We start from the raw sequence: 21,305 nt of genomic DNA, 5'->3' as shown, positions 1-21,305 counted from the left end.
GATCTCTCCCTGCGACCCGCCCTCGTGAGAGCCGGCGTCAGACGCTGCTCAGGCGTCGGCGTCCTCATCGGCGGCCGGCGCGGCGCTCTCCTCCGCCGCAGCGGTGTCGTCGGCCTTGGAGGCGTGCTTGGCGGCGCCCTCGGCCTCCTTCACCACGGCCTGCTTCGGGGAGTACTCCTCGGTGACCAGCTCGATGACGGCCATCGGGGCGTTGTCGCCGCGACGCGGGGCCACCTTGGTGATGCGGGTGTAGCCGCCGGGACGCTCCGAGAAGGTCGGGGCGATCTCCTCGAACAGGGTGTAGACGACGCCCTTGTCACGGACGGTCTCCATGACGCGGCGGCGAGAGGCGAGGTCGCCCTTCTTCGCCTGGGTGATGAGGCGCTCCGCGTGGGGGCGCAGGCGCTTGGCCTTGGTCTCAGTGGTGGTGATCGCCTTGTGGCGGAACAGCTCGGTGGCGAGACCCGAGAGGATCATCCGCTCATGAGCGGGGGATCCCCCGAGGCGCGCGCCCTTGGTGGGTGCAGGCATGGTCGTTCTCCTTGAAGAAAATTTTGGTCAGTACTGGTCGCCGAAGTCGTCGGAGTAGGAGTCCAGGGCCGACGGGTCGAAGCCGGCCGGGGAGTCCTTCAGCGACAGTCCGAGGTCGACGAGCTTGGCCTTGACCTCATCGATGGACTTCTGGCCGAAGTTGCGGATGTCGAGCAGATCGGCCTCGGAACGGGCGGTCAGCTCGCCGACGGTGTGGACACCCTCGCGCATCAGGCAGTTGTACGACCGCACCGTGAGGTTGAGGTCGTTGATCGGCAGCGCCAGATCGGCGGCCAGCGCCTGGTCCGTGGGCGAGGGGCCGATCTCGATGCCCTCCGCCTCCTGGTTCAGCTCGTGGGCCAGTCCGAACAGCTCGACCAGGGTCTTGCCGGCAGAGGCCACCGCGTCACGCGCGGAGATGGCCGGCTTGGTCTCGACGTCGACGATGAGCTTGTCGAAGTCGGTGCGCTGCTCGACACGGGTCGCCTCGACCTTGTAGGTCACCTTGAGCACGGGCGAGTAGATCGAGTCGACCGGGACCCGGCCGATCTCGCCGTCGACGCCCTTGTTCTGCGCAGCGGAGACGTAGCCGCGACCGCGCTCGACGATCAGCTCGATCTCCAGGCGGCCCTTCTCGTTGAGCGTCGCGATGTGCAGGTCGGGGTTGTGGATCTCCACACCGGCCGGCGGGGTGATGTCGGCGGCGGTGACGCGACCGGCTTCCTCACGGCGCAGGTACATCACGACGGGCTCGTCGTTCTCCGAGGAGACGACGAGGTTCTTGATGTTGAGGATGACCTCGGTGATGTCCTCCTTGACCCCGGGGACGGTGCTGAACTCGTGCAGCACGCCGTCGATGCGGATCGAGGTGACCGCGGCGCCGGGGATGGAGGACAGCAGCGTGCGACGCAGGGAGTTGCCGAGGGTGTAGCCGAAGCCGGGCTCGAGCGGCTCGATGACGAACCGGGAGCGATTCTCCGACACGACCTCTTCGGTCAGCGTGGGGCGCTGTGCAATGAGCACTGTGGATCCTTTCCGCGAGCGTCCGCCATATGACGCTCAGAAGGGGGCGGTGGGCCAGATGAGTGAGTGGTGTCCAGGGTGCCGGGCACGGGGATGCCGTGCCCGGCACGGGACGACCGGGGCGGAGCAGCGGGCTCCGCCCCGGTCGACGCGGTCAGACGCGGCGGCGCTTGGCCGGGCGGGTGCCGTTGTGCGGCTGCGGGGTGACGTCCTGGATCGACCCGACCTCGAGGCCGGTCGCGGTGAGCGAACGGATCGCGGTCTCACGGCCGGAGCCCGGGCCCTTGACGAAGACATCGACCTTCTTCATCCCGTGCTCCTGCGCCTGGCGGGCAGCGGCCTCGGCGGCCATCTGCGCGGCGTAGGGGGTCGACTTGCGCGAGCCCTTGAAGCCGACCTGGCCGGCGGAGGCCCAGGAGATGACAGCACCGGTCGGGTCCGTGATGGACACGATGGTGTTGTTGAACGTGCTCTTGATGTGGGCCTGGCCGTTGACGATGTTCTTCTTGTCCTTGCGGCGCGGCTTGCGCGCGGCGGCCTGACGGGTCTTGGTTGCCATACGGCAGAACTCCTCTGGTGGATGTGGGGTGCGCCGGATCCCTCAGCGGCGCGAAGTGACTACGGGTCGGAAGGCGCCTGCGGTCCGACGGCGGAGGCCGTGGATCAGCGGGTCTTCTTCTTGCCGGCGACCGTGCGCTTGGGACCCTTGCGGGTGCGCGCGTTGGTCTTCGTGCGCTGACCGTGGACGGGCAGGCCACGGCGGTGGCGCAGGCCCTGGTAGCTGCCGATCTCGACCTTGCGGCGGATGTCCGCGGCGACCTCGCGGCGCAGGTCGCCCTCGATCATGTAGTGCTCTTCGATGTGATCGCGCAGCTTGACGAAGTCCTCATCGCTGACCTCGCGGACCCGGAGGTCGCCGGAGACGCCGGTTGCGGCCAGGGTCTCCAGGGCGCGGGTGCGTCCCACGCCGAAGATGTACGTCAGGGCGACTTCGAGGCGCTTCTCGCGCGGAAGGTCCACTCCCACCAGACGTGCCATGTGCAGATTCTCCTACTGTTTCGGAGGCCTGATCCGATCCCTCGCCTCGGGTCTGCCCCGGGCGCCGCAGCCTCCGTACTGCGGGTGGCCGGCTCGGGCCGGTGGGATCGTCTCTTCTCTTGTGTGCCCGCGATGCGGGCGGTGCCCCCTCGGGGGCGGGCCGCTCGAGGCGGCGGTCACGGCAGGGGCCGGGACGGGCGGAATGCTCCGCTCAGCCCTGGCGCTGCTTGTGACGGGGGTTCGAGCAGATGACCATGACTCGCGCGTGGCGACGGATCACCTTGCAGTTGTCACAGATCGGCTTGACGCTCGGCTTGACCTTCATTGCTTTCCTTCTCCCGGGACGATCACTTGTAGCGGTACACGATGCGGCCACGGTCGAGGTCGTAGGGGCTCAGCTCGACGACCACGCGGTCCTCGGGAAGGATGCGGATGTAGTGCTGGCGCATCTTCCCGGAGATGTGCGCGAGCACCTTGTGCCCGTTGTCGAGCTCGACCCGGAAACGCGCATTCGCGAGCGCCTCCGTGACTCGCCCCTCGACTTCGATCACGCCGTCCTTCTTCGCCATGCCTCCCCAATCTCTCGCCTCCGGCACGCCGGGTCCGAGTTCCGCGTTCCTGATTCCTCAGGCCGTGCTCACCGACCGTCGGGTGACGGTGCGGTGGTCGACACGGGTGACGCCTCGGCGAATCGTCGGTCTCGCTGATCGACACGGCGGAGCCGGTCGATGAGTCGGCACGACGGGACTGCACGACCTGCGAAGGGGACGACGCGCGCGGAGCACACCCGATGGACCAGCCTACACGCGCCTCCCCCTCGAGGCGAGGGCCGGCGGTGATGACGCCGCTCACGTCACACTGCTCGGCGGGCTCGCCCGCAGCCCGTCAGCCAGCGGCGTCGGCGAGCGGGTCGGGGGCGGCGACCACCCCGCGCAGCGCGAGCTCGGCGGCGCCGCCATCGCCCGCCGTGAGCACCAGCAGGCCCTGCTCGGTCACGGCGACGGAGTGCTCGCTGTGGGCGGCCCGGCCGCCCGCGGTGGCCCGCACGGTCCAGTCGTCGTCCTCGAGCACCCAGTTGCCGGGGCCCTGGATCAGCATCGGCTCGATGGCCAGGCACAGCCCGGGGCGCACCCTCGGTCCGCGGGACCGGGTGCGGTAGTTCATGACGTCGGGGGCCTGGTGCATCGCGCTGCCGATGCCATGGCCCCCGAAGCCCTCGAGGTGGGAGAGGGACTCGCCCGCCGCGTCGGCGACGAAGTCCTCGATCGCGGCGCCGATCTCGCCCACCCGAGCGGCGGTGGCCAGCGCCGCGATGCCGGTCCACAGCGCCTCGCGGGTGATGCGCACCAGCTCTGCATCCGCGACGGAGCGGGGCTCCCCCACCACATGGGTGCGGGCGGCATCCGAGTGCCAGCCGTCGATGATCAGTCCACCGTCGATCGAGACGATGTCGCCGTCCTGGAGCGGACGGTCGTCGGGGATCCCGTGGACCACGACGTCGTTCACGCTGAGGCACAGCGTGGCCGGGTATCCCTGGTAGCCCAGGAAGTTCGGGGTGGCCCCGGCATCCCGGATCATGTCGTGCGCGAGGGTGTCCAGCTGGTTGGTGGTCACCCCGGGACGGATCTGCTCGGCGAGCATCTCGTGCACGCGGTGCAGCAGCTGGCCGCTGCGCCGCATCACCAGGATCTGCTCGGGAGTCTTCAGCTCCACCCGCTCCGGCAGGATGCTCATCAGCCGGCGAGGGCCTCGCGCAGCGCGGCGGTGACCTCGTCGATCGAGGCCATGCCGTCGACCCGGCGCACCAGGCCGCGCTTCTCGTAGACGTCGATCAGCGGCGCGGTCTGCTCCGCGTAGACGTCGAGACGCTTGCGGATGGTCTCCTCGGTGTCGTCGCTGCGGCCCTGCTCCTTGCCGCGCTCGACGAGGCGGCCGACGACCTCCTCGGTCTCGACCACGAGCAGCAGCACGGCATCGAGGGAGGTCTCGAGCTCGGACAGCATCGAATCCAGCGCCTCGACCTGGTCGAGGGTGCGGGGATAGCCGTCCAGCAGGAAGCCGCCCTGCGCGTCGTCCTCGGCCAGGCGCGAGCGCACCATGTCGTTGGTGACGGAGTCCGGGACGTACTCTCCGGAGTCCATGTAGGACTTCGCGAGCACGCCGAGCTCGGTCTGGCCGGAGACGTTCGCGCGGAAGATGTCGCCGGTGGAGATGGCCGGGATGGACAGCTGCTCGGCGATGCGCACGGCCTGGGTGCCCTTGCCGGCGCCGGGCGGGCCGACGATGAGCAGCCGGCGCGCGGAGGTGTCGGTGGTCGAGGTGTTCACCGGAGGATCCCTTCGTAGTGGTGCTGCTGGAGCTTCGCATCGATCTGCTTCACGGTGTCGAGGCCGACGCCGATGATGATCAGCAGGGACACGCCGCCGAGCGGGAAGTCCTGCGAGGTTCCGAGATAGACGAGTGCGATCAGCGGGATCAGGCAGATCACCGCGAGGTACACGGCGCCCGCGGACTGGATCCGGTTGATCACGTAGCGCAGGTAGCGCTCCGTGGGCCGGCCGGCGCGGACGTTGGGGACGAAGCCCCCGTACTTCTTCATGTTGTCCGCGATCTCCTCGGCGTTGAAGGTGATCGAGGTGTAGAAGAAGGCGAAGAAGACGATCAGGGTCACGTAGACGATCGCGTAGATCCAGGAGAACGAGAAGCCCATGACCAGGTGCGCGTTCACCCACTGCACCCAGCCGGCCTCCGGATCCCCGAAGGAGCTCGCCATCTGGGGCAGCGCCAGGATCGAGGCGGCGAAGATGACCGGGATGACGCCGGCCTGGTTGACCTTGACCGGGATGTAGGTGGAGGTGCCGCCGTACATGCGCCGGCCCACCATGCGCTTGGCGTACTGGACCGGGATCCGGCGCTGCGCCTGTTCGACGAACACCATCCCGACCATGATCACCAGGCCGACGAGGAGCACCAGCGAGAAGGTGAGCCATCCCTGCATCTTGAAGACCTGGCCGAAGGAGGCCGGGAAACCCGCGGCGATCGAGGTGAAGATCATCAGCGACATGCCGTTGCCCACGCCGCGCTCGGTGATCATCTCGCCCATGAACATGATCAGCACGGTGCCGACGGTCATGGTCAGCACCATGGTCAGCAGCGTCAGGAGCGACTGGTCCGGGACCAGCTCGAGGTTGCAGCCCACGAAGAAGTTGCCCGAGCGCACCAGCGTGATGATGGTGGTCGACTGGAGCACGCCGAGCCCGATGGTGAGGTACCGGGTGTACTGGGTGAGCTTCGCGGTGCCGGAGGCGCCCTCCTTGTGGAGGGCCTCGAACCGCGGGATCACCACCCGCAGCAGCTGCACGATGATGGAGGCGGTGATGTAGGGCATCACGCCGAGGGCGAAGACGGAAAGCTGCAGCAGGGCGCCACCGGAGAACATGTTGACCATGCCCAGGACGTTGGAGCCACCGGCCGAGGCCGCCTGGTCTGCGCACATCATCACGTTGGTGGCGTCGAATCCCGGGGTGGGGATGAAGACGCCGAGGCGATAGACGGCGATCAGACCGAGCGTGAAGAAGATCTTCGCTCTCAGCTCGGGGGTGCGCAGCGCGCGCACGAACGAGTTCACCTGTTTCCCTCCTGGGGGTCCGGGGACGGGACCTAGGGTGTCATGCCCGTCCCGGTGCCGCGTGTCTGCACGGCCGTCGGACCGGCCCCGTATGACCACGGGATATGACGACGGGGCACCGCGGAGCAGAGTATTCTGCGCCGCGGTGCCCCGTCAAAAGAGACTCACGCGGTGGTGACGGACCCGCCAGCCGCCGCGATCTTCTGCTCCGCCGAGGCGGAGAACTTCTGCACGGTGACGTCGAGCTTGACGCTCACGTCGCCCGAGCCCAGCACCTTGACCGGCTGGTTCTTGCGCACCGCACCCTTGGCGACGAGCTCCTCGACCGTGACGGTGCCGCCCTCGGGGAACAGCTCCTGCAGGGTCGCCAGGTTCACGACCTGGTACTCGACGCGGAAGGGGTTGGTGAAGCCGCGAAGCTTCGGCAGCCGCATGTGCAGCGGCACCTGCCCGCCCTCGAACAGCGCCGGCACCTGGTACCGGGCCTTCGTGCCCTTGGTACCACGACCGGCGGTCTTGCCCTTGGAGGCCTCACCACGACCGACGCGCGTGCGTGCGGTCTTCGAACCCGGCGCGGGGCGCAGGTCGTGAAGCTTCAGAGGAGCATCGGAGTTGTCAGCGTTGTTCATCATCTGTCAGTCCACCTCTTCGAACGTCACCAGGTGGGTGACGGTGCGGATCATGCCGCGGATCTCAGGGCGGTCTTCCTTCACCACGGTGTCACCGATGCGCTTGAGGCCGAGGCCGCGCAGGGTGGCTCGCTGGGTCGGGTTGCCGCCGATCTCGGAACGGGTCTGGGTCACCTTGATCTGCATCAGGCACCCACCTTCTCCGCACGGGCCGCGGCGCGACCCTCGGCCTGTGCCCGCAGGAGCGCCGCCGGGGCGACGTCCTCGACCGCGAGGCCACGACGTGCTGCCACGGCCTCCGGCTCCTCGAGCTGCTTGAGCGCATCGACGGTCGCCCGCACGATGTTGATCTGGTTGGTCGAACCGAGCGACTTGGAGAGCACGTCGTGCACTCCGGCGCACTCGAGGACGGCGCGGACCGGACCGCCGGCGATCACACCGGTGCCCGGGGCGGCCGGGCGCAGCAGGACGACGCCCGCCGCATCCTCACCCTGGACCGGGTGCACGACGGTGCCCTGGATGCGCGGGACGCGGAAGAAGTTCTTCTTCGCCTCCTCGACACCCTTGGAGATCGCCGCAGGGACCTCCTTGGCCTTGCCGTAGCCGACACCGACGGTGCCGTCGCCGTCACCCACCACCACGAGGGCGGTGAAGGAGAATCGACGGCCGCCCTTGACGACCTTCGACACGCGGTTGATGCTCACGACGCGCTCGAGGAATGCCGACTTCTCGGCCTCCTGCCCGCGGCCGCGGCCACCCTGGCGACCACCGCGGTCGCCACCCTGGCGTCCACGATCGTTGCTGGTGTTGGAGTTGTCGTCCCGTCGGCCGGAGGCCGCGGGACCGTTGTTCCGCTGCTGTGCAGCCATATTCAGATCCTCTTCTCGTCCTGTGTCCGGGCGGCGATCACAGCGCCAGGCCAGCCTCGCGGGCACCGTCAGCGACGGCGGCCACACGGCCGTGGTACTTGTTGCCGCCGCGGTCGAACACGACGGAGTCGATCCCGGCGGCCCGGGCACGCTCGGCGACCAGGGTCCCGACGGTGCGGGCCTTGTCCGACTTGGTGCTCTCCGAGCCGCGCAGGTCCGCCTCCATGGTCGAGGCCGACGCGATGGTCTTGCCCAGGGCGTCGTCGACGACCTGCACGAAGACGTGGCGCGCCGAGCGGGTGACCACCAGGCGGGGGCGCTGGGCGGTGCCGATGACACGACGACGGACCCGCAGGTGACGACGGCCGCGCGAGCGCAGCTTGCTGCCGCGGTTGCCCTTGGTGTGCTTGAGTGCGTAACCCATGATCACTTACCAGCCTTTCCGGCCTTGCGGACCACGATCTCGTCGGCGTAGCGCACACCCTTGCCCTTGTAGGGCTCGGGCCTGCGGATCTTGCGGATGTTCGCCGCGACCTCGCCCACCTGCTGCTTCGAGATGCCGCTGACCGAGAACTTGGCCGGGGTCTCGACGGTGAAGGTGATGCCCTGGGGCGCCTTCACCACGACGGGGTGGGAGAAGCCGAGGGCGAACTCGAGGTCCGTGCCCTTCGCGGTGACACGGTAGCCCGTACCCACGATCTCCAGCTTCTTGGTGAATCCCTCGGTCACGCCGAGGACGATGTTGTTGACGAGCGTGCGGGTCAGGCCGTGGAGGGCCTTGGTCTCACGCTCCTCGTCGGGGCGGCGCACGACGATGGTGCCGTCCTCACCGCGCTCGACGGTGAGGGGTGCCGGCACCTCGTGGGTGAGCTCCCCCTTGGGGCCGGTCACCGTGATGGTGCGGCCTTCGATGGCGACGTTCTGCACTGCTGCCGGTACTGCGACCGGTCGGAGTCCGATGCGGGACATAGCTGTTCTCCTCTCCCGCTCACCAGATGTAGGCGAGGACTTCCCCACCCACACCCTTCTTGGCAGCCTGCCGGTCGGTCAGGAGGCCGGAGGACGTGGACAGGATCGCCACGCCCAGGCCGCCGAGGACCTTGGGCAGATTGGTGGACTTCGCGTACACACGCAGGCCCGGCTTCGAGATACGACGGATCCCGGAGATGGCGCGCTCACGGCTGTCCGAGTACTTGAGCTCGAGGACGAGCTTGCTGCCCACCTCGGCCTCTTCCTCGGTCCAGCCGAGGATGTAGCCCTCAGCCTTCAGGATGTCCGCGATGCGGACCTTCAACTTCGAGTACGGCATGGACGCGGTCTCGTGGTACGCCCCTGAGGCGTTACGGATCCGCGTGAGCATGTCCGCGATCGGGTCGGTCATGGTCATGTCTGTTGCTTCTTCCTCACCTGGTTTCCCGCTGGCGCGATGAATGCGCCCGGGGACCTCTGGCGGTAGTCCTTACCAGCTGCTCTTGGTGACGCCGGGGAGCTCTCCGCGGTGAGCCATCTCGCGAAGGCAGACGCGGCAGAGACCGAACTTGCGGTACACCGAATGAGGGCGACCGCAGCGCTGGCACCGGGTGTAGGCGCGGACCGCGAACTTGGGCTTGCGCTCCGACTTCTTGATCAGGGCTGTCTTCGCCATATCAGTTCTCCTTGAAGGGGAAGCCGAGCATCTTGAGCAGCGCGCGTCCCTCGTCGTCGGTCTTCGCGGTGGTCACGACCGTGATGTCCATACCGCGGACGCGGTCGATCTTGTCCTGGTCGATCTCGTGGAACATGACCTGCTCCGTGAGACCGAAGGTGTAGTTGCCGTTGCCGTCGAAGTGCTTCGGGGACAGGCCCCGGAAGTCACGGATACGGGGCAGAGCGGTGGACAGCAGACGATCCAGGAACTCCCACATGCGGGCGTTGCGCAGGGTGACGTGCGCTCCGATCGGCATGCCCTCACGCAGCTTGAACTGCGCGATCGACTTGCGTGCCTTGGTGACCTGGGGCTTCTGGCCGGTGATGGCCGCGAGGTCCCGGATGGCGCCGTCGATGACCTTGGAGTCGCGAGCGGCGTCGCCGACGCCCATGTTCACGACGATCTTGGTCACACCGGGCACCAGCATGACGTTCTGGTAACCGAACTGCTCGGTCAGCTGCGTCTTGATGGTCTCGTTGTACTTGCTCTTCAGGCGCGGGGTGGGCGCCTGGGTGGCGGTCTCGCTCATCTCAGATGTCCTTCCCGGAGCGCTTCGCGAAGCGGACGCGCACCTGCTTGGTGCGGCCGTTCTCGAGCTCGACGGTCTCGACGCGGTAGCCGACCTTGGTCGGCTTGTTGTCCTCCGGGTCGACCAGGGCCACGTTCGAGACGTGGATCGAGGCCTCGCGCTGCTCGATGCCGCCCGCTCCGCCGGCCTGGTTGGGCTTGACGTGGTGGGTGCGGCGGTTGATGCCCTCGACCAGCACGCGCTGGCTGTCGGGGAACACCTGCAGGACGCGACCCTGCTTGCCCTTGTCGCCGGCCTCGAGGCCGCGCGCGGCGACCTTGTCACCATCGCTGATGCGACCGGTGATCACCTGGACGAGGTCGCCCTTCTTGATCTTCATCTTTGCCATGTCACACCACCTCCGGTGCCAGCGAGACGATCTTCATGAAGCGCTTGTCCCGCAGCTCGCGGCCGACCGGGCCGAAGATGCGGGTGCCGCGCGGCTCGCCGTCGGTCTTGAGGATGACCGCTGCGTTCTCGTCGAAGCGGATGTAGGAGCCGTCGACGCGACGGACCTCCTTGGACGTACGGACGACGACCGCCTTGACGACGTCGCCCTTCTTGACGTTGCCACCGGGGATGGCGTCCTTGACGGTCGCCACGATGGTGTCGCCGATGCTGGCGTAACGGCGACCGGAGCCACCGAGAACACGGATGCAGAGAATCTCCTTGGCACCCGTGTTGTCGGCGACCTTCAGTCGCGACTCCTGCTGAATCACTCGTTCTCCTATCGTCTCACCGGTTCTCTTCCCGCCCGCGGGAGCGAGCAGGCCGAGCCTTGCGGAACGGAATCTGGACACTGCATGCTGCACAGCGTCGCACCTGGTCACAGCTATGACTCCGGACGCTGCCGTCGACCGGCCCCGGGCATCAGAAAACCCTCTGCCGGACTCAGGCACTGGCGTGGTGAACGCGCGGCGTTCGCCTCAGGTGCGAGGTCTCCGACGAGGATGGATCTGGTGGCCCGGATCCGGTCGCGGACTCCTGAGCGCTTCCACCGCAGGGGTGAGGGCGCCAGTTCTCCGGCAACCGTTCAAGACTACGCGCCCGCCGCTGGCCTGTCACCCCTGCGCGAGCGGTTCCGACGTGTGTGCTTGCTCTCGCGGACTCGGTGCGGGGCGCGCCCGCGGAACCCCGCCTCCCCCGCCCTCGCGCTGCGGGACGGAAGGGTAGGTTCGGCCCATGATCGATATCGATGTGGCCCGGAAGCTGCGGGACGCCGGCCTGGCATGGCAGCCGGCCGACGGCGACCGCTTCGTGATAGACGTCCAGGAGCTGCGCAACGAGGTGTTCATGCTCTCCTCGATGGTGATCGAGCGGGTGCTGGGACGCGCGGGTCTGCCGCTGCTGCGGTTCAACGGCACCACGGAGTGGGCGCTGGACTCCGTCGAGCAGCACGAAGTGGTGTGGATCCCGCGGGAGGACCAGCTGCGAGAGGTGCTCGGTGAGGACTTCCTGGCGCTGCGTCGGGCGGACGACGGCACCTTCACGGTGACCCTGCGCACCGCCGACGCCGCGGTGCGCGAGGTGCCCGCTCCGCATGCGGAGGACGCCCTGGCCGGCGCGCTGCTGATCCGGCTCACGGCCGGCTGACGACCACCCGCGCGCCGTGCCGGCGGAGCGCTCCCCCACCTCCGCCGCCCCACCTCCGCCGGGACGACGAGCAGGGCCGACACCCCCGTGGGGGTGCCGGCCCTGCTCAGGAACCGTCGGCGATCACGCGGACCGCCCGCGGATCACTTGGCGCGCTCGAGGATCTCCACCAGACGCCACCGCTTGGTCGCGGAGGTCGGACGGGTCTCCATGACGACGACACGGTCGCCGACGCCGGCGGTGTTCTCCTCGTCATGAGCCTTGAACTTGCTCGTCTTGGTCGTGACCTTGCCGTAGCGAGCGTGCTTCACACGCTCCTCGACCTCGACGACGATGGTCTTGTCCATCTTGTCGGAGACCACGAAACCGCGGACGGTCTTGCGGTACGGGCGCTCGGACGAGGACGCGTGCGCGCCCTCCTTCTCGAGCACGTCGAGCTCCTCGGCGGCCGGGGTCTCGGCCTGGGTGTTGTCAGTCATCTCTGTTCCTCGCTTCGCGGTCACTCGGCGCTGCCGGGCGCCTGACGGATGCCCAGCTCGCGCTCGCGCAGGATCGTGTAGATCCGTGCGATGTCCTTCTTGACGGACCGCAGACGGCCGGGGCTCTCGAGCTGGCCGGTGGCGGACTGGAAACGGAGCTTGAACAGCTCGTCCTTCGCCTTCGCCAGCTCTTCGGCCAGCTTCGCGTCGTCCAGCTTGTCGAGTTCGTCGGCGGTGAGCTTGGTCGCTGCCATCAGATGTCACCACTCTCTCGGCTCAGGATGCGGCTCTTCATGGGGAGCTTGTGCTGCGCCAGGCGCAGTGCCTCGCGAGCCACCTCCTCCTCGACGCCGGCGATCTCGAACATGACCCGTCCCGGCTTGATGTTGGCGATCCACCACTCGACCGAACCCTTGCCGGAGCCCATGCGGACCTCGGCAGGCTTCTTGGTGAGCGGACGATCGGGGTAGATGTTGATGAACACCTTGCCGCCACGCTTCATGTAGCGGGTCATGGCGATACGTGCGGCCTCGATCTGGCGGTTGGTGACGTAGGCCGGCGCGAGCGCCTGGATGCCGTAGTCGCCGAACGCGAGATCGGTGCCGCCCTTGGCCATGCCGGTGCGGTGCGGGCGGTACTGCTTGCGGTGCTTGGTCCTGCGAGGGATCAGCATGTCGCTCAGGCCTCCGTTCCGGGCTGCTGTGCGGGAGCGGCAGCCTGCTCGGCGGGAGCCGCGGCCGGAGCAGCGGACTGCTCGGCGTTGTCCCCACGACGCGCGGTGGCGTTGCGCTCGTTACGACGGCCGCGCGGACGCTCGGCACGCGGGCCGCGACCGCCGGAGCGGGGACCCTGCGAGGCGGCCTGCTGAGCCGCGAGCTCCTTGGCGGTGACGTCGCCCTTGTAGATCCACACCTTCACGCCGATGCGGCCGAAGGCGGTGCGGGCCTCGTAGAAGCCGTAGTCGATGTTCGCGCGGAGGGTGTGCAGCGGCACGCGCCCCTCGCGGTAGAACTCGTTGCGGCTCATCTCGGCGCCGCCGAGGCGGCCGGAGACGGCCACTCGGATGCCCTTCGCGCCGGCGCGCTGCGCGGACTGCATGCCCTTGCGCATCGCACGACGGAAGGAGACACGGGCGGCGAGCTGCTCGGCGATGCCCTGAGCGACCAGCTGAGCGTCGGCCTCGGGGTTCTTGACCTCGAGGATGTTCAGCTGGATCTGCTTGCCGGTGAGCTTCTCGAGCTCACCGCGCAGGCGCTCGGCCTCCGCGCCGCGACGCCCGATGACGATGCCCGGGCGGGCGGTGTGGAGGTCGACGCGCACGCGGTCACGGGTGCGCTCGATCTCGACCTTCGAGATGCCGGCCCGCTCCATGCCCTTGGACATGAGGCTGCGGATCGCGACGTCTTCCTTCACGTAGTCGCGGTAGCGCTGACCCTCCTTGGAGGAATCGGCGAACCACCGGCTGCTGTGCTCCGTCGTGATCCCGAGACGGAACCCGTTCGGATTGACCTTCTGGCCCATTCGGGACTCCTTACTTGTTCACGGGAGCGACGACCACGGTGACGTGGCTGGTGCGCTTCTTGATCTGGAAGGCTCGACCCTGTGCTCGCGGCTGGAACCGCTTCATGGTCGGGCCCTCATCGACGAATGCGGCGGAGACGGCGAGTTCGCGCTCATCGAAGCGCTCCCCTGCCTGATCTGCCTTCACCCGCGCGTTGGCGATCGCGGACTCGACGAGCTTGAGGACGGGCTCACTGGCTCCCTGCGGCGCGAACCGCAGGATGTCCAGGGCCTCGCCCGTGCTCTTGCCACGAATCAGGTCCACAACGCGGCGAGCCTTCATGGGCGACATGCGGAGGTACCGCACCTGCGCCTTGGCTTCCATTGCTGTCCTGCTTTCTTCTGGATGTCGGGACGTGCTGCCGTGCTGACCGAGATCAGCGACTCTGACTCGAGGTCAGCGACGGCGGCCCTTTCTGTCGTCCTTCTCGTGGCCCTTGAAAGTCCGCGTGGGAGCGAACTCGCCGAGCTTGTGGCCGACCATCGACTCGGTGACGAACACCGAGACGTGCTTGCGGCCGTCGTGCACTGCGAAGGTGTGGCCGAGGAAGTCCGGGGTGATGACCGAACGACGCGACCAGGTCTTGATGAGGTTCTTGGTGCCCTTCTCGTTCTGGACATCCACCTTCTTCTGAAGGTGGTCGTCCACGAAGGGGCCCTTGGCGATACTGCGAGGCATAGTCTCTGATTCTCCCTATCAGCGCTTCTTGCCGGACCGACGACGGCGCACGATGAGCTTGTCGCTCTCCTTGCCCGGCCGACGGGTACGGCCCTCGGGCTGACCCCAGGGCGACACCGGATGGCGACCACCGGAGGTGCGGCCCTCGCCGCCACCATGGGGGTGATCGTGGGGGTTCATGACGACGCCGCGCACGTGAGGGCGCTTGCCCTTCCAGCGCATGCGGCCGGCCTTGCCCCAGTTGATGTTGGACTGCTCGGCGTTGCCGACCTCGCCGATGGTGGCGCGGCAGCGGGCGTCGACGTTGCGGATCTCGCCGGACGGCATGCGCAGCTGCGCGTACGGTCCTTCCTTGGCGACCAGCTGCACGGAGGCGCCGGCGCTGCGGGCGATCTTGGCGCCGCCACCGGGACGCAGCTCGATGGCGTGCACCACGGTGCCCAGCGGGATGTTCCGCAGCGGCAGGTTGTTGCCGGGCTTGATGTCCGCGCCCGGACCGTTCTCGATCCAGTCGCCCTGACGCAGCTTGGCCGGCGCGAGGATGTAGCGCTTCTCGCCGTCCAGGTAGTGCAGCAGCGCGATGCGCGCGGTGCGGTTGGGGTCGTACTCGATGTGAGCGACCTTCGCGCCGACGCCGTCCTTGTCGTGACGACGGAAGTCGATCACGCGGTAGGCCCGCTTGTGGCCACCGCCCCGGTGACGGGAGGTGATACGACCGTTGTTGTTGCGGCCGCCGGACTTGGACAGCGGACGGACCAGCGACTTCTCCGGCGTGGACCGGGTGACCTCGACGAAGTCGGCGCCACTCGAGAAACGACGACCGGGTGTGGTCGGCTTGCTCTTACGAATTGCCATGTGGGTTTCCCTCAGACTCTCTTCGGCTCCTCGGATATCGATCGCCTCAGGCGACCGACCCTCCGAAGATGTCGATGGCTCCGTCAGTCAGGGTGACGATGGCGCGCTTGGTGTCCTTGCGCTTGCCGGTCCCGAAGCGCGTGCGGCGCGACTTGCCCTGACGGTTGATCGTGTTGACCGAGTTCACCTTCACGTCGAAGACCTTCTCGACGGCGATCTTGATCTCGGTCTTGTTGGCGTCGGCAGCCACCAGGAAGGTGTACTTGCCCTCGTCCATCAGCCCGTAGCTCTTCTCGGAGACGACCGGGGCCAGCAGGACGTCGCGGGGATCCTTGTTCAGCGAGGTCACTTCGACTCCTCCTCAGCGGCGTCAGCGGCCGCGGTGGACTCCTTGACGGCGTTCACGAAACCGGCGGCCTGGGCGGCCTCCTCGTTCGCGAACCAGACCTCGGCCTTGGTGCGGCCGTACCACGGGGAGTCCGGGGTGTGGAACTTCATCGAGCCCTGGTTGCCCTTGATCGAGAAGCCCTCAGGGGCGGAGCCGTCGGCCGTGGGGGCCGCCGATCCCTCGCCGAAGGGGGCGTTCTGCGCAGCGGCGGGGGCCACGGCGGCAGCAGCCGGTGCGGCCTTCGCCGCAGCGAAGTTCGAGGTGGGCAGGGCCAGGGTCGCCTGAGCCACGAAGTCCTCGAGCGCGCCGGCGGTGAAGACCACGTCGTCGGAGAGCATGACGTCGTAGGTGTTCACCTGATCGGCGTACAGGACATGGGTGGTCGGCAGGTTGCGCGAGCTGAGCGCGCCCAGATCGTCGTCGCGACGCACGACCACCAGCAGGTGGCGACGATCGGAGACGTTCGACAGGGTCTGGCGCACGGACTTGGTCGACGCGACATCCCCCGCCAGGAGCGAGGACACGACGTGGACGCGGCCGTTGCGGGCCCGATCCGAGAGGGCTCCGCGCAGGGCGGCGGCCTTCATCTTCTTCGGGGTGCGCTGGCTGTAGTCACGCGGGACGGGACCGTGGACGATGCCGCCGCCGGCGAACTGCGGGGCGCGCAGGGAGCCCTGACGGGCACGACCGGTGCCCTTCTGCTTCCAGGGCTTCTTGCCGCCGCCGCGCACCTCGGCGCGGGTCTTGGTCTTGTGGGTGCCCTGGCGGCCTGCCGCCTGCTGGGCGACGACCACCTGGTGGATCAGGGGCACGTTGGTCTGCACGTCGAAGATCGACGCAGGCAGCTCGACGGAGCCGGACTTCTTGCCGGCCGGATCGAGCACGTCGACAGTCAGGTTCGCTGCCATCGGGCTCAGGCCTCCTTCGCGGGGCTCTTGACAGCCGAGCGGACGAGCACGAGGCCGCCCTTGGGGCCCGGGAGGGCACCCTTGACGAGCACGAGGCCCTTCTCGACGTCGACCGCGTGAACGGTCAGGTTCTGGACACTGGTGCGGTCGCCGCCCATGCGGCCAGCCATGCGCTGACCCTTGAACACGCGACCGGGGGTGGAGGCGCCACCGATGGAGCCGGGCTTGCGGTGGTTGCGGTGCTGGCCGTGCGAGGCGCCGACACCGGCGAACCCGTGGCGCTTCATGACGCCCGCGGTGCCCTTGCCCTTGGAGGTGCCGACGACGTCGACCTTCTGGCCGGCCTCGAAGATCGAGGCGTCGATCTCCTGGCCGAGGGTGTACTCCGCGGCGTTGAGGGTGCGCAGCTCGACGAGGTGGCGGCGCGGGGTGACGCCGGCCTTCTCGAAGTGCCCCTTCAGCGGCAGGGAGACCTTGCGGGGATCGATCTGCCCGTAGGCGATCTGCACCGCGTCGTAGCCGTCCGTCTCGACGGAGCGGATCTGGGTGACGACGTTCGCACCGGTCTGCACGACGGTCACGGGGACGAGCTTTCCAGCCTCGTCCCAGACCTGGGTCATGCCGAGCTTGGTGCCGAGCACGCCGGACACCGGAGCGGCCTTCTGGCCGGTCAGTTCGTTGCTCATGTCCACCACCCTCAGAGCTTGATCTCGATGTTGACGTCCGCCGGCAGGTCGAGACGCATGAGCGAATCCACGGCCTTCGGCGTGGGATCGACGATGTCGATCAGGCGCTTGTGCGTGCGCATCTCGAAATGCTCACGGGAGTCCTTGTACTTGTGCGGCGAACGGATCACGCAGAACACGTTCTTCTCCGTCGGCAGCGGCACCGGGCCCACGACAGTCGCGCCAGCGCTGGTGACCGTATCGACGATCTTGCGCGCCGAGCTGTCGATCACCTCGTGGTCGTACGACTTGAGCCGGATGCGGATCTTCTGTCCCGCCATGGCGTCCTGTCTCTCTTCCTCGTCTGGCATGGATGCAGCCGTCTCCCGGTACCCGAGGACGGGCGTGTCGGCCTCCGCGGGGCATACGAGCCCAGCACGAGACCGCCGAGAATCGGCTGCGTCTGCGTCGTATCCCTGCGACGATGCGCACTTCGCGCCATGGGGCGCGATTCGCATCCTCGGGACGGGCCCCATCCGGTGATCATTCGCCGAGGAGACCCTCGGAGAACGGAACCGGGCATGTCGGCCCGCGCAGACAACTCGAACAGTCTGTCAGAAGCGGTCCGCCACGACAAGACGGGCCCGGGTGCACCCTGTCACATCCAGGGTCCCGGGCCCGTCGAGGGCCATGCACGAGGAGCTGTCGCTCCTCACTTGTCCGAGCTGCGGCCGACTCCGCCCTGCAGCTGACGCTGGAAGAACGCGTAGATGATGAGCACCGGCAGGATCGTGATCGTCACGGCAGCGAACATCGCTCCCCAGTCCGACTGGTAGCCCTGCTGGGCCTGCATGTTCGCGAGCCCTTGGGCGAGCACGAACTTGCTCTGATCCGTGTTGAGCACGACCGGCAGCAGGAACTGGTTCCACAGGCCCAGGAAGTTGAAGATCGTCACGCTCGCGAGACCCGGGAGCGCCATCGGGACCATCACCTGGAAGAAGGTGCGGAAGTCCCCCGCACCGTCGATGGCGGCGGCCTCGGCGATCTCCTCCGGCAGCTGCCGGAAGAACGCGTAGAGGAAGAACACCGTGAACGGCAGCGCGAACCCTGAATAGGCCAGGATGAGACCCAGATACGTGTTCCTCAGCTGCAGCGACTCGAGCACGAAGAACAGCGGCACCACGGCGAGGAACAGCGGGAACGTGAGACCTGCGATCAGCGCGTAGTAGATCATCCGCCGTCCGGGGAAGGTGTAGCGCGCCAGGATGTACGCGCACATCGAGCCGAGCAGCATCACCAGGAACAGGGCTCCGCCGACCACGATCAGCGTGTTCCCGAAGAACCGGCCGATGCCGGCCTCGGTCCAGGCGTTCACGAAGTTGTCGAAGTTCAGCTTCTCCGGGAGGCTGAAGGGCGAGATGAGGATCTCCCGCGAGTTCTTGAACGAGCTGTAGAAGGTCCACAGCAGCGGCAGGATCACCAGCAGCGCCCAGATGCTCAGGACCACGTTGGCGATGACGCCGAACGTCCGGTCACCGCCGGAGGCCTTGGGGTGCGCTCCGCTCTTCCGCCCCCCGGACGCGCCGGCGCCGTCCCGGACCGGCACCGCGGTCGCGGAGTCGAGTTTCTCGGTCGCCATCACACGTCCTTCCGTCGGAAGCTGAACAGGACGATCACGGCCATCAGCATGGTCACCAGAGCGAGCACCACACCCATCGCCGAGGCCAGCCCGAAGCGCGAGTCGAAGAATGCCGTCTGGTAGAGGTACCGGGAGATGACCTCGGTGCTCTTGCCGGTGCCGCCGTTGGGGGTCATCACCTGGATGTACACGAACATATCCAGGGCGACGATCCCCATGTAGACCGCGGCCGTGGAGACGTTCTCCCGGACCATCGGCAGGATCACCTGCACGGACAGTCGCAGGCGACCGCACCCGTCGAGGCGCGCGGCCTCGACGACCTCTGCGGGGACCGAATGGATCGCCGCGACGAACAGCACCATGTAGAAGCCGAGCAGGTTCCAGACCACGGCCAGGCCCACCGCGATCAGCGCGAAGTTCGGGTCCCCTAGCCAGGCGATCCCCGGATCCAGACCGATCAGGCCCAGGGTGCCGTTCAGCAGTCCCCCGTTGGGCGAGTAGATGAAGGCGAACAGGATGCCCACCACGACGGCCGGGATGACGTACGGGAAGAAGCTGACCATGCGGAAGAAGTTCGCGCCGCGCACGCCGCGGATCTCACCTCGCGTGCTGCCGCCGACCGTCACCAGGATCGCCAGCGCGAACGCGAGCACGATCACGACCGTCGGCAGCGCGACCATCAGGATGAGGTTGTTGGTCAGCGCCTTGAGGAACGTGGGGTCCTGGAACAGCCGGGCGTAGTTGGCCAGCCCGATGAACTCTGGGGCGGCCCCCAATCCCCGCCAGTCCGTCAGCGAGTAGTAGATCGCCTGCACGATCGGCCAGACGACGATCACGACGTACAGGAGCAGGGGCAGCCCGAGGAAGCTCGCGAAGAACAGCACCCGGGACGGCGTGACCCTGCGGCGTGCCCCTCGGGTGCGCACCGGCGCACCCGAGGGGACTGCAGTGGTGGCGCTCGTCATCACTCGGGAACGTCGAACTTCTCGATGCTGTCGTCCTCGCGGACAGCGTCGATCATCGACTGCTCGCGCTCTCGGGCCTCGTCAGCAGTGAGGTCGCCGCTGAGGAACTCCGTCCACAGGGTGACCGTGTCCGGACCGAGGCCGTACCAGTCCCGGTGGCTGATGTGGAAGGTGTTCTCTCCGGCCGCGGTGATCATCTCGTTGGTGGAGGCGAGCGCGGTGGAGCCGAAGGCGTCCTCGGGGATGGTGTCCTTCAGGACCGTCGGGGACGAGGTGATCTTCGAGAAGTTCTGCGCCTGCTCCTTCGAGAGCATGACGCGCAGGAACTCGAGACCGCCGGGCCCGTTGGCGGCATCGCTGGGGACGAAGAAGGGCTCGCCGGCCGTGCCGTGGATGGCCTCCGCCGGCATGGCCCCGTTCGTGCTCAGCTGAGGCGTGGGCACGCCGACCATCTCGTAGTCCTCCGGGGTGATGCCCTTCTGCTCGTTCTCGATCCACGAGCCCGACGGATACATCACCGCGTTCCCCGTGACCCACTGGGCCTGGGCCTCGGTGTGCTTGATCCCCGCACCACCGGAGAGGAAGTACCCGGCCTTGACGGCGTCCTCGATCGCCGCGTACGCCGCGACGACCGAGTCCTGCTCGAAGGCATCGGGCTCGAGCCGGTCGAGCTTCTTCTGCACCTCGACGCCACCCTCCTTGACGGCCATCGAGAGAGCGAGTTCGCGGTAGTAGTTCGAAGCGTTCTGCCCGCCCCACGGGAACAGGGCGATGCCCTCGGCCTTCGCCGCCTCACCGATGGTCATCACGTCGTCCCAGGTGGCGGGCATGGCCCAGCCCTTCTCCTCGAACTGCTTGCGCGAGAGCCACACCGCATAGACGGTGTAGACGTAGTTGAGCGCGTACAGCTTGCCGGAGTAGGTCCCCGCATCCAGCGAACCCGGGATCAGCGAGTCCTTGATGGTGCCGCCGTCGAGGGAGGTCGCCTCGATGAGCGGATCGAGCTCGGCGACGCTGCCCTCACCGACCAGGGCGCCGGCGTTCATCGACTGCGCACCGGAGTTGTCGAAGAGGTCCGGCGGGTTCCCGCCGATGAAGCGCGGCTGCAGATCCGGCTGGATGTTCACCGTCGAGGAGACCTTGACCTTGGCGTCCGGGTACAACTCCTCGTACTTCTTGCCGGCGTCCTTCGCGTACTGGTCGCCGTATCCGCCATTGAAGATGACGACGTCCACCGGCAGCTCGCCGGAGACCCCGAAGGGGTTGTCCTCGGAGACCTCGCCCTCGCCGGTCCCGATCCCGGCCTCACCGTCGCCCTCGTCGCCCGAGCCGCCACCGGCGGCGCAGGCGCTCAGGGCCGCAGCACCGGCACCGGCGCCGGCGAGGCCCAGGAACAGTCGTCGGGACGCACCCAGCTTCTCGGCCGGGGTGTCGAGGATGGTGGGGTCCTTGGAGTCGTCCATAGCGCCCTCTTTCGTCGTTGAAGCGGAGAATCTGCTGTCGAGCGAGCGCGAATCCAGTCCGCACCGTGCAGTGAGAATACCCGCGACCTGCTCGAATCTGCATGCCTCGCGGTCAATGTGACCAAAATGTTGCAGAAG

34 protein-coding genes are annotated in these 21,305 nt (G+C 67.8%); 1 reads left to right on the top strand and 33 read right to left on the bottom strand.

Annotated features, from left to right (window positions below; translation table 11 throughout):
* Positions 1-48 precede the first annotated feature (48 nt).
* From rplQ to rplN, 19 genes are all read right to left on the bottom strand, one after another.
* Positions 49-531 (bottom strand): 50S ribosomal protein L17, encoded by a 483-nt coding sequence (gene rplQ / locus CFK38_RS07010; protein ID WP_096802430.1) that lies wholly within the window; start codon positions 529-531, stop codon positions 49-51.
* Between the two features lie 27 nt (positions 532-558).
* On the bottom strand, positions 559-1,554 hold the full coding sequence (locus CFK38_RS07005; RefSeq protein ID WP_096802429.1) for a DNA-directed RNA polymerase subunit alpha: 996 nt from the start codon (positions 1,552-1,554) through the stop codon (positions 559-561).
* Positions 1,555-1,708: 154 nt separating this feature from the next.
* Complete coding sequence (gene rpsK, locus CFK38_RS07000; RefSeq protein ID WP_062947608.1) at positions 1,709-2,113, bottom strand: 30S ribosomal protein S11; 405 nt, start codon at positions 2,111-2,113, stop codon at positions 1,709-1,711.
* 104 nt (positions 2,114-2,217) lie between these two features.
* A complete protein-coding gene (gene rpsM, locus CFK38_RS06995) occupies positions 2,218-2,592 on the bottom strand; it encodes a 30S ribosomal protein S13 (RefSeq protein WP_096802428.1) in 375 nt (124 codons plus the stop codon).
* A 211-nt stretch (positions 2,593-2,803) separates the two neighbouring features.
* Entirely contained in the window at positions 2,804-2,917 is a 114-nt protein-coding gene (rpmJ, locus tag CFK38_RS06990) for a 50S ribosomal protein L36 (protein WP_015776353.1), read from the bottom strand.
* Positions 2,918-2,939: 22 nt separating this feature from the next.
* The gene (infA, locus tag CFK38_RS06985) at positions 2,940-3,161 is read right to left on the bottom strand and encodes a translation initiation factor IF-1 (RefSeq protein ID WP_089064401.1); all 222 of its coding nucleotides are present in this window, start codon (positions 3,159-3,161) and stop codon (positions 2,940-2,942) included.
* Between the two features lie 316 nt (positions 3,162-3,477).
* Positions 3,478-4,326, bottom strand: a complete 849-nt coding sequence (gene map, locus CFK38_RS06980; protein ID WP_096802427.1) for a type I methionyl aminopeptidase — start codon at positions 4,324-4,326, stop codon at positions 3,478-3,480.
* Positions 4,326-4,919 carry an adenylate kinase gene (locus CFK38_RS06975; protein ID WP_096802426.1) on the bottom strand — a complete coding sequence of 198 codons (594 nt, stop codon included), beginning with the start codon at positions 4,917-4,919 and terminating at the stop codon, positions 4,326-4,328. Before CFK38_RS06975 ends, map begins: the two co-directional genes overlap by 1 nt.
* Positions 4,916-6,220, bottom strand: coding sequence for a preprotein translocase subunit SecY (gene secY / locus CFK38_RS06970; protein ID WP_096802425.1), 1,305 nt, complete (start codon positions 6,218-6,220; stop codon positions 4,916-4,918). The genes CFK38_RS06975 and secY overlap by 4 nt, the downstream gene beginning before the upstream one ends.
* Positions 6,221-6,384: 164 nt before the next feature.
* Positions 6,385-6,852, bottom strand: coding sequence for a 50S ribosomal protein L15 (gene rplO / locus CFK38_RS06965; protein WP_157773396.1), 468 nt, complete (start codon positions 6,850-6,852; stop codon positions 6,385-6,387).
* Between the two features lie 3 nt (positions 6,853-6,855).
* Positions 6,856-7,038 (bottom strand): 50S ribosomal protein L30, encoded by a 183-nt coding sequence (gene rpmD / locus CFK38_RS06960; RefSeq protein ID WP_157773557.1) that lies wholly within the window; start codon positions 7,036-7,038, stop codon positions 6,856-6,858.
* Positions 7,035-7,718 carry a 30S ribosomal protein S5 gene (gene rpsE / locus CFK38_RS06955; protein WP_096802423.1) on the bottom strand — a complete coding sequence of 228 codons (684 nt, stop codon included), beginning with the start codon at positions 7,716-7,718 and terminating at the stop codon, positions 7,035-7,037. The genes rpmD and rpsE overlap by 4 nt, the downstream gene beginning before the upstream one ends.
* Before the next feature lie 37 nt (positions 7,719-7,755).
* Entirely contained in the window at positions 7,756-8,142 is a 387-nt protein-coding gene (gene rplR / locus CFK38_RS06950) for a 50S ribosomal protein L18 (protein WP_096804253.1), read from the bottom strand.
* 2 nt (positions 8,143-8,144) lie between these two features.
* Positions 8,145-8,687, bottom strand: coding sequence for a 50S ribosomal protein L6 (rplF, locus tag CFK38_RS06945; protein ID WP_096802422.1), 543 nt, complete (start codon positions 8,685-8,687; stop codon positions 8,145-8,147).
* A 19-nt stretch (positions 8,688-8,706) separates the two neighbouring features.
* A complete protein-coding gene (gene rpsH / locus CFK38_RS06940; RefSeq protein WP_089064409.1) occupies positions 8,707-9,105 on the bottom strand; it encodes a 30S ribosomal protein S8 in 399 nt (132 codons plus the stop codon).
* Positions 9,106-9,177: 72 nt separating this feature from the next.
* The gene (locus CFK38_RS06935) at positions 9,178-9,363 is read right to left on the bottom strand and encodes a type Z 30S ribosomal protein S14 (RefSeq protein WP_010550318.1); all 186 of its coding nucleotides are present in this window, start codon (positions 9,361-9,363) and stop codon (positions 9,178-9,180) included.
* Between the two features lies 1 nt (position 9,364).
* The gene (gene rplE / locus CFK38_RS06930) at positions 9,365-9,934 is read right to left on the bottom strand and encodes a 50S ribosomal protein L5 (protein WP_096802421.1); all 570 of its coding nucleotides are present in this window, start codon (positions 9,932-9,934) and stop codon (positions 9,365-9,367) included.
* A gap of 1 nt (position 9,935) precedes the next feature.
* Positions 9,936-10,322, bottom strand: a complete 387-nt coding sequence (rplX, locus tag CFK38_RS06925) for a 50S ribosomal protein L24 (RefSeq protein ID WP_096802420.1) — start codon at positions 10,320-10,322, stop codon at positions 9,936-9,938.
* 1 nt (position 10,323) lies between these two features.
* Positions 10,324-10,692 (bottom strand): 50S ribosomal protein L14, encoded by a 369-nt coding sequence (gene rplN, locus CFK38_RS06920; RefSeq protein ID WP_096802419.1) that lies wholly within the window; start codon positions 10,690-10,692, stop codon positions 10,324-10,326.
* Positions 10,693-11,155: 463 nt separating this feature from the next.
* On the opposite strand from rplN, the gene CFK38_RS06915 reads away from it, so the two are divergent.
* A complete protein-coding gene (locus tag CFK38_RS06915; protein ID WP_096802418.1) occupies positions 11,156-11,566 on the top strand; it encodes a hypothetical protein in 411 nt (136 codons plus the stop codon).
* A 143-nt stretch (positions 11,567-11,709) separates the two neighbouring features.
* On the opposite strand, the gene rpsQ is transcribed toward CFK38_RS06915, so the two are convergent.
* The 14 genes from rpsQ to ngcE form a co-directional block, all read right to left on the bottom strand.
* Positions 11,710-12,045, bottom strand: coding sequence for a 30S ribosomal protein S17 (gene rpsQ / locus CFK38_RS06910; protein WP_096802417.1), 336 nt, complete (start codon positions 12,043-12,045; stop codon positions 11,710-11,712).
* Between the two features lie 20 nt (positions 12,046-12,065).
* The gene (gene rpmC, locus CFK38_RS06905; protein WP_096802416.1) at positions 12,066-12,299 is read right to left on the bottom strand and encodes a 50S ribosomal protein L29; all 234 of its coding nucleotides are present in this window, start codon (positions 12,297-12,299) and stop codon (positions 12,066-12,068) included.
* Entirely contained in the window at positions 12,299-12,718 is a 420-nt protein-coding gene (gene rplP, locus CFK38_RS06900; RefSeq protein WP_096802415.1) for a 50S ribosomal protein L16, read from the bottom strand. Before rplP ends, rpmC begins: the two co-directional genes overlap by 1 nt.
* A 5-nt stretch (positions 12,719-12,723) precedes the next feature.
* The gene (gene rpsC, locus CFK38_RS06895; RefSeq protein ID WP_096802414.1) at positions 12,724-13,566 is read right to left on the bottom strand and encodes a 30S ribosomal protein S3; all 843 of its coding nucleotides are present in this window, start codon (positions 13,564-13,566) and stop codon (positions 12,724-12,726) included.
* Between the two features lie 10 nt (positions 13,567-13,576).
* Entirely contained in the window at positions 13,577-13,930 is a 354-nt protein-coding gene (rplV, locus tag CFK38_RS06890) for a 50S ribosomal protein L22 (protein WP_096802413.1), read from the bottom strand.
* Between the two features lie 72 nt (positions 13,931-14,002).
* Positions 14,003-14,284: a 30S ribosomal protein S19 gene (gene rpsS / locus CFK38_RS06885; RefSeq protein WP_015776373.1), complete on the bottom strand. Its 282-nt coding sequence runs from the start codon at positions 14,282-14,284 to the stop codon at positions 14,003-14,005.
* Positions 14,285-14,302: 18 nt separating this feature from the next.
* A complete protein-coding gene (gene rplB / locus CFK38_RS06880) occupies positions 14,303-15,139 on the bottom strand; it encodes a 50S ribosomal protein L2 (protein WP_096802412.1) in 837 nt (278 codons plus the stop codon).
* A gap of 46 nt (positions 15,140-15,185) precedes the next feature.
* Entirely contained in the window at positions 15,186-15,488 is a 303-nt protein-coding gene (gene rplW, locus CFK38_RS06875; protein WP_089064420.1) for a 50S ribosomal protein L23, read from the bottom strand.
* Positions 15,485-16,435: a 50S ribosomal protein L4, sunset domain variant gene (gene rplD / locus CFK38_RS06870; protein WP_096802411.1), complete on the bottom strand. Its 951-nt coding sequence runs from the start codon at positions 16,433-16,435 to the stop codon at positions 15,485-15,487. The genes rplW and rplD overlap by 4 nt, the downstream gene beginning before the upstream one ends.
* Before the next feature lie 5 nt (positions 16,436-16,440).
* The gene (gene rplC, locus CFK38_RS06865; protein ID WP_096804252.1) at positions 16,441-17,121 is read right to left on the bottom strand and encodes a 50S ribosomal protein L3; all 681 of its coding nucleotides are present in this window, start codon (positions 17,119-17,121) and stop codon (positions 16,441-16,443) included.
* 11 nt (positions 17,122-17,132) lie between these two features.
* Positions 17,133-17,441 (bottom strand): 30S ribosomal protein S10, encoded by a 309-nt coding sequence (gene rpsJ, locus CFK38_RS06860; protein WP_015776378.1) that lies wholly within the window; start codon positions 17,439-17,441, stop codon positions 17,133-17,135.
* Between the two features lie 371 nt (positions 17,442-17,812).
* Positions 17,813-18,739 (bottom strand): carbohydrate ABC transporter permease, encoded by a 927-nt coding sequence (locus CFK38_RS06855; RefSeq protein ID WP_096802410.1) that lies wholly within the window; start codon positions 18,737-18,739, stop codon positions 17,813-17,815.
* On the bottom strand, positions 18,739-19,704 hold the full coding sequence (locus CFK38_RS06850) for a carbohydrate ABC transporter permease (RefSeq protein WP_096802409.1): 966 nt from the start codon (positions 19,702-19,704) through the stop codon (positions 18,739-18,741). Before CFK38_RS06850 ends, CFK38_RS06855 begins: the two co-directional genes overlap by 1 nt.
* Complete coding sequence (ngcE, locus tag CFK38_RS06845) at positions 19,704-21,167, bottom strand: N-acetylglucosamine/diacetylchitobiose ABC transporter substrate-binding protein (protein ID WP_096802408.1); 1,464 nt, start codon at positions 21,165-21,167, stop codon at positions 19,704-19,706. Before ngcE ends, CFK38_RS06850 begins: the two co-directional genes overlap by 1 nt.
* Between the last annotated feature and the right edge of the window lie 138 nt (positions 21,168-21,305).

Origin of the sequence: Brachybacterium vulturis (assembly GCF_002407185.1) — a bacterium.
In the GTDB taxonomy this organism is placed as follows: Bacteria; Actinomycetota; Actinomycetes; order Actinomycetales; family Dermabacteraceae; genus Brachybacterium; species Brachybacterium vulturis.
Note: the sequence above shows the minus strand (reverse complement) of the source record. Positions and strands in the feature narration are given on the sequence as shown.

Bases quoted from the DNA above. Each gene is read 5' to 3' on its own strand.
- rplQ (WP_096802430.1), bottom strand. From the start codon at position 531: ATGCCTGCACCCACCAAGGGCGCGCGCCTCGGGGGATCCCCCGCTCAT.
- rpsK (WP_062947608.1), bottom strand. From the start codon at position 2,113: ATGGCAACCAAGACCCGTCAGGCCGCCGCGCGCAAGCCGCGCCGCAAG.
- rpsM (WP_096802428.1), bottom strand. From the start codon at position 2,592: ATGGCACGTCTGGTGGGAGTGGACCTTCCGCGCGAGAAGCGCCTCGAA.
- rpmJ (WP_015776353.1), bottom strand. From the start codon at position 2,917: ATGAAGGTCAAGCCGAGCGTCAAGCCGATCTGTGACAACTGCAAGGTG.
- infA (WP_089064401.1), bottom strand. From the start codon at position 3,161: ATGGCGAAGAAGGACGGCGTGATCGAAGTCGAGGGGCGAGTCACGGAG.
- map (WP_096802427.1), bottom strand. From the start codon at position 4,326: ATGAGCATCCTGCCGGAGCGGGTGGAGCTGAAGACTCCCGAGCAGATC.
- rplO (WP_157773396.1), bottom strand. From the start codon at position 6,852: ATGATGAACAACGCTGACAACTCCGATGCTCCTCTGAAGCTTCACGAC.
- rpsE (WP_096802423.1), bottom strand. From the start codon at position 7,718: ATGGCTGCACAGCAGCGGAACAACGGTCCCGCGGCCTCCGGCCGACGG.
- rplR (WP_096804253.1), bottom strand. From the start codon at position 8,142: ATGGGTTACGCACTCAAGCACACCAAGGGCAACCGCGGCAGCAAGCTG.
- rplF (WP_096802422.1), bottom strand. From the start codon at position 8,687: ATGTCCCGCATCGGACTCCGACCGGTCGCAGTACCGGCAGCAGTGCAG.
- rpsH (WP_089064409.1), bottom strand. From the start codon at position 9,105: ATGACCATGACCGACCCGATCGCGGACATGCTCACGCGGATCCGTAAC.
- CFK38_RS06935 (WP_010550318.1), bottom strand. From the start codon at position 9,363: ATGGCGAAGACAGCCCTGATCAAGAAGTCGGAGCGCAAGCCCAAGTTC.
- rplE (WP_096802421.1), bottom strand. From the start codon at position 9,934: ATGAGCGAGACCGCCACCCAGGCGCCCACCCCGCGCCTGAAGAGCAAG.
- rplX (WP_096802420.1), bottom strand. From the start codon at position 10,322: ATGGCAAAGATGAAGATCAAGAAGGGCGACCTCGTCCAGGTGATCACC.
- CFK38_RS06915 (WP_096802418.1), top strand. From the start codon at position 11,156: ATGATCGATATCGATGTGGCCCGGAAGCTGCGGGACGCCGGCCTGGCA.
- rpsQ (WP_096802417.1), bottom strand. From the start codon at position 12,045: ATGACTGACAACACCCAGGCCGAGACCCCGGCCGCCGAGGAGCTCGAC.
- rpmC (WP_096802416.1), bottom strand. From the start codon at position 12,299: ATGGCAGCGACCAAGCTCACCGCCGACGAACTCGACAAGCTGGACGAC.
- rplP (WP_096802415.1), bottom strand. From the start codon at position 12,718: ATGCTGATCCCTCGCAGGACCAAGCACCGCAAGCAGTACCGCCCGCAC.
- rpsC (WP_096802414.1), bottom strand. From the start codon at position 13,566: ATGGGCCAGAAGGTCAATCCGAACGGGTTCCGTCTCGGGATCACGACG.
- rplV (WP_096802413.1), bottom strand. From the start codon at position 13,930: ATGGAAGCCAAGGCGCAGGTGCGGTACCTCCGCATGTCGCCCATGAAG.
- rpsS (WP_015776373.1), bottom strand. From the start codon at position 14,284: ATGCCTCGCAGTATCGCCAAGGGCCCCTTCGTGGACGACCACCTTCAG.
- rplB (WP_096802412.1), bottom strand. From the start codon at position 15,139: ATGGCAATTCGTAAGAGCAAGCCGACCACACCCGGTCGTCGTTTCTCG.
- rplD (WP_096802411.1), bottom strand. From the start codon at position 16,435: ATGGCAGCGAACCTGACTGTCGACGTGCTCGATCCGGCCGGCAAGAAG.
- rplC (WP_096804252.1), bottom strand. From the start codon at position 17,121: ATGAGCAACGAACTGACCGGCCAGAAGGCCGCTCCGGTGTCCGGCGTG.
- rpsJ (WP_015776378.1), bottom strand. From the start codon at position 17,441: ATGGCGGGACAGAAGATCCGCATCCGGCTCAAGTCGTACGACCACGAG.
- CFK38_RS06855 (WP_096802410.1), bottom strand. From the start codon at position 18,739: ATGGCGACCGAGAAACTCGACTCCGCGACCGCGGTGCCGGTCCGGGAC.
- CFK38_RS06850 (WP_096802409.1), bottom strand. From the start codon at position 19,704: ATGACGAGCGCCACCACTGCAGTCCCCTCGGGTGCGCCGGTGCGCACC.
- ngcE (WP_096802408.1), bottom strand. From the start codon at position 21,167: ATGGACGACTCCAAGGACCCCACCATCCTCGACACCCCGGCCGAGAAG.